Raw genomic sequence first — 3,093 nt, 5'->3', positions numbered from 1 at the left:
CTGGCCCGACCTTTGCCCACGAGGTGGCCGCCGGCCTGCCCACGGCGGTGACGCTGGCCTGTTCCGGCGGCGAAGCGCAGTGGCAGCGCCTGGCCCCGGCCGTGGCGCGGCCCACGTTCCGCCCCTATTACTCGGCTGACGTGATCGGTGCCGAAATCGGCGGCGCGGTCAAGAACGTGCTGGCGATCGCTTGTGGCGTGGTCGATGGGCTCGGCCTGGGGCAGAATGCCCGTGCCGCGCTGATCAGCCGGGGCTTTGCCGAAATGCAGCGCTTTGGCCTGGCCATGGGTGCGCAGGCCGAAACGCTGGCCGGGCTATCGGGTCTGGGCGACCTCGTGCTGACCTGTTCATCGGCGTCGAGCCGGAATTTTTCGTTGGGCAAGGCGCTGGGCGAGGGCCAAAGCGCGTCTGAGGCGTTGTCAGGCCGCAACACCGTGGCCGAAGGGGCGTATACCGCGCCCGTGCTCGCCGATCTTGCCCGCCAGAAGGGAATTGCCATGCCGCTCGTCGATGCGGTCGTTACCCTGGTGCGTGGCCAGGCGCCTGCCCGGGATGTCGTCGCCAGCCTGCTGGCGCGGCCCTTGCGTGCGGAACGCCCGCTTGGCTGATCCGGCTCTTCCCGCAAACCCGACTGACGCGCAGGCCGAACAGGCCGATATTGCCGCGCTGGCCAAGGGTGGGCGGACCAATTTCTTTGGCTTCGTGCTGCGCCTGGCGGCCAGCGTGCCGTTCCTGTTCATCGCCGGGCGGCTCTATGGTGCAGCCACGCTCGGGCGCTATGCCTCGGCCACGCTGGTGGTGGAACTGGCGGCGCAGCTTGCCACGCTCGGGCAAAAGCGCGGCCTGGCCCAGCAACTCGCCAAGGAAGATCATGCCAGTGCCACCACCGTGGCTGATGCCCTGCTGCTGACCACGCTGGTATCGGTGCTGTGCGGGCTGCTGCTGTGGCTGGTGCCGATCATGATGTTTCCCAGCGGGGATTACACCCCGGTGGAACGCCTGCTGCCCATGGCGATCCTGCCGCGCGCGCTGGGCGACGTGGCATTGGCTGCGCTGGCCTATCGCTTTGACGTGGGCGCCACCGTGCGCGCCCGCGCCGTGGTGGAACCGTGGACGCAATCGCTGGCCGCCGGTGGCCTGTGGCTGGCCGGCGCCTGGTGGCTGCCACTGCGCGAAAGCGGGCTGATCCTGGCCTATGCCGCGGCGATGCTGGCGGCGATGATCACTGCTTTCGTGCCCCTGGTCAAAAGCTATGGCCTGCCCCGCCAGTGGGCACCGCGCCCGGGCGCCTTGCTGCGCCTGGCCAACCGCAACCTGCCGCTGGCCGGGGCCGACGCGGTGGAGTGGGGCACGCGCAAGCTTGACCTGTTCATCCTCGGCACGTTTGCGCCGGCCGCCGTGGTCGGCATCTATTACGTGGCGCAGCAGGTCACCACGCTGCCGCAAAAGCTCAAGACCAGTTTCGAGCCGATCCTGGGCCCGGTGATCACCCGCAACCTGCGCGAGAACAACCTGGGCGCGATCGCCCGCCAGGTGTGCCAGGTGGGCTTCTGGATCACCGCCGCGCAAGCCGGCATCGCCCTGGCGCTGGGCCTGCCGGGCAAGGGCGTGATGGGCCTGTTCGGGCCGAATTTCGTGGCCGGCACTGGCTCGCTCGCGCTGCTGCTGGCGGCCGAAGTGGTGGCCGCGCCCGCCGTGGTAAGCGAAGCGGCGCTGATCTATGTGGCGCGGCTGCGCAACTGGTGGATCAGCCTGGGCACGATCGCGCTGCAGGCCGGGTTGACCGTGGGCCTGATCGTGGCCGCGCGCGAACTGGGCTATGACGGCACGGTTGAGGCGATGGGCGCCGCGCTGGCCCTGGTCATTTCCCTGGGCCTGGCCTCGCTGCTCAAGTCGCGGTTGCTGGGCAGCATCCTGGGCCAGAAGATCAGCAACTGGCGCTGGGCGCTGTTGTGGGCGGCAGTGCCGGCGGTAGGCGTGGGCATGCTGGCGCGCCTGTTGCCGGAATGGATCGAGGTCAGCCTGGGCATTCCGGCGATCCTGGGCGTCTATGGCTTGGTGATCTGGCGGCGCGGCTTTGGCCCGGAAGACCGGGTGCTGTTCCGCAAGCACAAGAACTAAACGCCCTCGTTCCGTTTCGTCAGGACAGGGTGCGGGCAATCGCCACGAAATCGCCCACGTCCAGCGTTTCGGCGCGGCGGGAGGGATCGATGCCCAGCGTTTCCAGGGCAGCGAGCGCGCCGGGCACGCCCTTGAGCGACTGCCGCAGCATCTTGCGGCGCTGGCCGAACGCCGCCTCGGTCACGCGTTCGAGCATGCGCGCCGAAACCCCTTCGGGCATGGTCGCGGGGGTCACGTGCACCACGGCCGACATGACCTTTGGCGGCGGGGTGAACGCGCTGCGGTGCACTTTCATGGCAATGCGCGGCGCGGCGCGCCATTGCGACAGGATCGCCAGCCGGCCATAGGCATCGCTGGCGGCGGCTGCCACGATGCGCTCTGCCACTTCCAGCTGGAACATCAGCGTAAGCGAGAGCCACTGCGGCGGCCAATCCTGCCCCGAAAGCCAGCCGGTGAACAGCATCGTGCCCACGTTGTAGGGCAGGTTGGCGATCACGTGCCACGGCGCGTCGAACAGGGTGGCGGGATCGATCTTGGTCGCGTCGCCCTCGATCACGCGCAACTGGCCGGGAAAGGCCTCTGCCAGTTCGGTCAGGGCCGGCAGGCAGCGCTTGTCCATCTCGATCGCGGTGACATTGGCGCCGGCGCGCAGCAGCGCGCGGGTCAGGCCGCCGGGGCCGGGGCCCACTTCCAGAACGTTGGCGCCCTTGAGCTTGCCGGGAATCGCGGCAATGCGCGCCAGCAACTGCTCGTCGAACAGGAAGTTCTGCCCGAGGGCCTTGGACGCGAGCAACCCATGGCGGTTGACCACATCGCGCAACGGCGGAAGATCGGGCAGGCTCATGCCCCGGCCGCAGCGCGGCGCACGGCGCATTCCCCGGCCATGCGGATCGCCGCGATCATTGCGCCCGGGCGCGCCTGGCGGCTGCCGGCGATGCCAAAGGCGGTGCCGTGATCGGGTGAGGTGCGGAT

At 69.3% G+C, this 3,093-nt stretch carries 4 protein-coding genes; 2 read left to right on the top strand and 2 right to left on the bottom strand.

Going from position 1 to position 3,093, the window contains the following annotated elements; all coding sequences use genetic code 11:
• The coding region (locus H926_RS0122470) for an NAD(P)H-dependent glycerol-3-phosphate dehydrogenase (protein WP_022678255.1) at positions 1-608 on the top strand (608 nt) is incomplete at its 5' end.
• A complete protein-coding gene (locus tag H926_RS0122465; protein WP_022678254.1) occupies positions 601-2,121 on the top strand; it encodes a lipopolysaccharide biosynthesis protein in 1,521 nt (506 codons plus the stop codon). The genes H926_RS0122470 and H926_RS0122465, both read left to right, overlap by 8 nt.
• 19 nt (positions 2,122-2,140) lie before the next feature.
• On the opposite strand, the gene rsmA is transcribed toward H926_RS0122465, so the two are convergent.
• Both rsmA and H926_RS35245 read right to left on the bottom strand, forming a co-directional pair.
• Entirely contained in the window at positions 2,141-2,959 is an 819-nt protein-coding gene (rsmA, locus tag H926_RS0122460; protein ID WP_028658379.1) for a 16S rRNA (adenine(1518)-N(6)/adenine(1519)-N(6))-dimethyltransferase RsmA, read from the bottom strand.
• Positions 2,960-2,961: 2 nt separating this feature from the next.
• The coding region (locus H926_RS35245; RefSeq protein WP_043611034.1) for a 4-hydroxythreonine-4-phosphate dehydrogenase PdxA at positions 2,962-3,093 on the bottom strand (132 nt) is incomplete at its 5' end.

The organism is Novosphingobium sp. B-7, from assembly GCF_000410615.1.
Taxonomy (GTDB): Bacteria; Pseudomonadota; Alphaproteobacteria; order Sphingomonadales; family Sphingomonadaceae; genus Novosphingobium; species Novosphingobium capsulatum.
This window is presented reverse-complemented; position numbering and strand designations above follow the sequence as displayed.